Origin of the sequence: Streptomyces alkaliphilus, assembly GCF_014141535.1 — a bacterium.
In the GTDB taxonomy this organism is placed as follows: domain Bacteria; phylum Actinomycetota; class Actinomycetes; order Streptomycetales; family Streptomycetaceae; genus Streptomyces; species Streptomyces alkaliphilus.
In genome coordinates, this window is the sequence record NZ_VKHT01000612.1 from 1 (window position 1) to 3,196 (window position 3,196).

Below are 3,196 nucleotides of genomic sequence, written 5' to 3' on the forward strand. Positions count from 1 at the left end.
CCCCGGGGCCCCCGGCCCTTCGAACAGAACGGAATGTGACCATGACCCTTTCGGCGACCGCGCCGACGGCCGCGCCCCGGCCGGTGATCACCGCCTGGTCCGCGGTGTCGCCGTTCGGCATCGGCAGGGACGAGTTCGTGGCCGGCGTGCTGGCCGGCGAGGACACCTCCCGCGCACTGGACCCCGAGGAGTGGGCGGGTCCGGACAGCCGCGCCTGCGTGGTGCCCGGATTCGAACTGCGCGAGGTCCTCGGCAAGAAGGGCACCCGGTCGATGGACCGGGTGACCGGGCTGGCCGCCACCGCGGTCCGCGACCTGTTGCGCGACTCCGGCGACCGGCGCACGGCCTCCGACGAGGAGACCGCCCTGGTCCTGGGCACCACCACCGGCAGCGCGCAGAGCATGATGGACTTCACCCGCGCCTCGCTGGTGGGGGAGCGCCCGTTCTACGTGGACCCCTCGCTGATGCCGAACGCGGTGATGAACTGCGCCGCGGGCCAGTGCGCCATCCGGCACAGCCTCAAGGGGCCGAACACCACCATCGCCGGCGGTCGCGTCGCCGGACTGTCCGCGCTGAGCTACGCCCGCGGCCTGCTGGACTCCGGCCGCGCCAGGACCGTGCTGTACGGCGCGGCCGAGGAGTTCTCGAACGCGCGGGCGTGGCTGGACCACCACCGGCGCGGCGAGGACGCCGCCGGAGCCCTCCTCGGCGAGGGATGCGCCATGTTCATGTTGGAGGCCGCCGACTCCCCGGAAGCCGACGGCCGCGCCCTGGCCGAGGTGCTCGCCGTGGAATCGCGGGTGTACTTCGGCGACGACCCGCACGAGGCGCTCACCGCCTGCGTGGAGGGGGTCCTGCGGCGCGGCGGGGTCGACCCCGGGGACGTGTGGGCGGTCTCGACCTCCGGGCTCGCGGGCCTCGCCGGTGAGCGGGAGCGCGAGGCGCTGACCGCGCGTTTCGGCGCCGAGGTGGTGGACCGGGCGCCGTCCATGCGGGCCATCGGGGACACCGCGGCGGCCTCCGCGGCCTTCCAGATCGCAGCGCTGCTGGGCCTCGCCGAACGCTCGACGCCCCCTTCCGGCGGCGTCGCCCTCGTCTCCTCGGTGGACGACAACGGTGTGGTCGCCTGTGCCGCGCTGCGCATGCCGGTGGGCTGACGAACGCCCACCGGTCCTACGAAAGGGAAGAGCATGACAATCGACGCGGTCACCGGACTCGACCGGGAAGAACTGCGGGAACTGTTGGCCGAGACCATCGACGCCGACGTGGCCGAGATCCGGGACGGGGCCGACTTCGTGGAGTCGCTGGGCGTCGACTCCCTGATGGCCCTCGAGGTCGTCGTCGTGTTGGAACGCAGGTACGGGATCAAGTTCGCCGAGACGGAGATGCGTTCGGTGCGGACCCTGGAGAGCACCTACGACCTGCTGTGCCAGAAGCTGCGGGAGTGTTCGTGACCAGCCCGGTCCTGGCCGCCCCGCGGGTGGTGCGCGAACCCGCCCGGGACGAGGACTCCGGGGCGTGGTCGGCGGGCTTCTCGGTGACGATCACCGGGGACGAGCCCGTATTCGCCGGGCACTACCCGGACTTCCCGATCTTCCCCGGCGTCTGCGTGATGGAGTGCGTGCGCCGCGCCGCCGAGGCGGTCATGCCGCCCGGGGCCGAGGGGGCGCGGCTGGCGGCCGTGGAGTCCTGCCGGTTCCTGACCGCGGTCCACCCCGGTGACGAACTGGGGATCGAGCTGAGCTGGTCGCCGCGCGGCGAGGACTGGCGCTGCGCCGCCCGGGTGGAGACGGAGCGCGGCCGGGCCGCCTCGATCCGCCTGCGCTACCGGCGGGAGGACCCCGCGTGATCACCACCGAGGGCGTGCGCGCCGCGCTTCCGCACCGGTACCCGATGCTGCTGGTCGACCGGGTGACCGAGCTGGGGCCGGACGCGATACGGGCGATCAAGGCCGTCACGGTGAACGAACCCTGGTACGCCCGGCTCGGCCCGCGGGCGACCCGCGAGGACCTGGCCTACCCGGACTTCCTGCTGATCGAGTCATGGACCCAGACGGCGGGGCTCCTGGCCAAGCGCCTGGCGGGCGACGGGGTCGAGGGGCAGGTCATGTTGTTCGGCTCCATGAGCGATGTCGGGTTCCACCGGCGGGTCCTGCCCGGGGACACCGTCGAGCATCACGTCCGCCTGGAGCGCGCCGTGAACGACACGATGATCTTCGAGGGTGGGAGCCGGGTCGACGGCGAACCCGTGCTGACCGTCGGCCGGGTCACCGTCGCCTTCCGCCCGGGCGAACGACCCGGGGCCGACACCCCGGACCCACACCCCGGGGTCGTGTCCCGGACCGGCGGCCGGTGACCGGCCGACCGACACAGTCGATGAGGAGAACGTCATGACGGACAACACAGCCCCGGTCGCCCTGGTGAGCGGCGGATCGCGGGGCATCGGCCGGGCCGTGGTCCTGCGGCTCGCCGCCGAGGGGTACGACGTCGGTTTCTGCTACCGCTCCGACGAGCAGGCCGCGCTGCAACTGGAGAAGGAGGCCGGCGAGTTCGGTCACCGGGTGCTCGCCGTCCGGGTCGACGTGACCGACGCCGAGTCGGTCCGGGAGTGGGTCGCCCGCACGGAGTCGGAGCTGGGGCCGATCGACCTGGCGGTCAGTTCGGCCGGCATCACCCGGGACAACCCGCTGGTCCTCATGACCGACGAGGACTGGCACGCCGTCCTGGACACCAACCTGGACGGCGTGTACCACGTGTGCCGCTCGGTGATCTTCGAGATGATGAAGCGCAAATCCGGCACGATCATCAACATATCCTCCATCGCCGGTGTGTACGGAAACGCCACCCAGTCCAACTATTCCGCCTCCAAATCGGGCATCATCGGTTTTTCCAAGGCGCTCGCCAAGGAAGTCGGCCGGTACAACATCCGGGCCAATGTGGTGGCGCCGGGCTACATCGAGACCGATATGACCGCCGAGCTTTCCGAAAAGGTCAAGAAGGAAGCGGCGAAGCAGGTTCCGCTGCGACGCTTCGGCCGGGCCGAGGAGGTGGCGGACCTCGTCGCCTATCTGGCGAGCGAACGTGCCGCGTACATCACCGGGGCCGTCATCCAGATCGACGGCGGCATGACCGTCTGAATCCCGTGACCGTCCGAACCCGGGAAACACCATGACGACAACCGGGCACCCGCCCGCCCC

General features: G+C 71.6%; 5 protein-coding genes. All 5 read left to right on the top strand.

What is annotated here, in order from left to right:
* The first annotated feature begins 41 nt into the window (after positions 1 to 41).
* From FNQ90_RS17430 to fabG, 5 genes are read left to right on the top strand one after another with little or no spacing between them, the layout of a single operon-like run.
* Positions 42 to 1,157, top strand: coding sequence for a beta-ketoacyl synthase N-terminal-like domain-containing protein (locus FNQ90_RS17430; protein ID WP_182607233.1), 1,116 nt, complete (start codon positions 42 to 44; stop codon positions 1,155 to 1,157).
* Positions 1,158 to 1,190: 33 nt separating this feature from the next.
* Complete coding sequence (locus FNQ90_RS17435; protein WP_143623014.1) at positions 1,191 to 1,454, top strand: acyl carrier protein; 264 nt, start codon at positions 1,191 to 1,193, stop codon at positions 1,452 to 1,454.
* Positions 1,451 to 1,849 carry a 3-hydroxyacyl-ACP dehydratase FabZ family protein gene (locus FNQ90_RS17440; RefSeq protein WP_182607234.1) on the top strand — a complete coding sequence of 133 codons (399 nt, stop codon included), beginning with the start codon at positions 1,451 to 1,453 and terminating at the stop codon, positions 1,847 to 1,849. The genes FNQ90_RS17435 and FNQ90_RS17440 overlap by 4 nt, the downstream gene beginning before the upstream one ends.
* Positions 1,846 to 2,355, top strand: a complete 510-nt coding sequence (locus FNQ90_RS17445) for a 3-hydroxyacyl-ACP dehydratase FabZ family protein (RefSeq protein ID WP_182607235.1) — start codon at positions 1,846 to 1,848, stop codon at positions 2,353 to 2,355. Before FNQ90_RS17440 ends, FNQ90_RS17445 begins: the two co-directional genes overlap by 4 nt.
* A gap of 34 nt (positions 2,356 to 2,389) precedes the next feature.
* Positions 2,390 to 3,136, top strand: a complete 747-nt coding sequence (gene fabG, locus FNQ90_RS17450; protein WP_182607236.1) for a 3-oxoacyl-[acyl-carrier-protein] reductase — start codon at positions 2,390 to 2,392, stop codon at positions 3,134 to 3,136.
* Positions 3,137 to 3,196 lie beyond the last annotated feature (60 nt).

Coding starts and splice junctions, on each gene's coding strand:
- fabG (WP_182607236.1), top strand. CDS start 2,390: ATGACGGACAACACAGCCCCGGTCGCCCTGGTGAGCGGCGGATCGCGG.
- FNQ90_RS17430 (WP_182607233.1), top strand. CDS start 42: ATGACCCTTTCGGCGACCGCGCCGACGGCCGCGCCCCGGCCGGTGATC.
- FNQ90_RS17435 (WP_143623014.1), top strand. CDS start 1,191: ATGACAATCGACGCGGTCACCGGACTCGACCGGGAAGAACTGCGGGAA.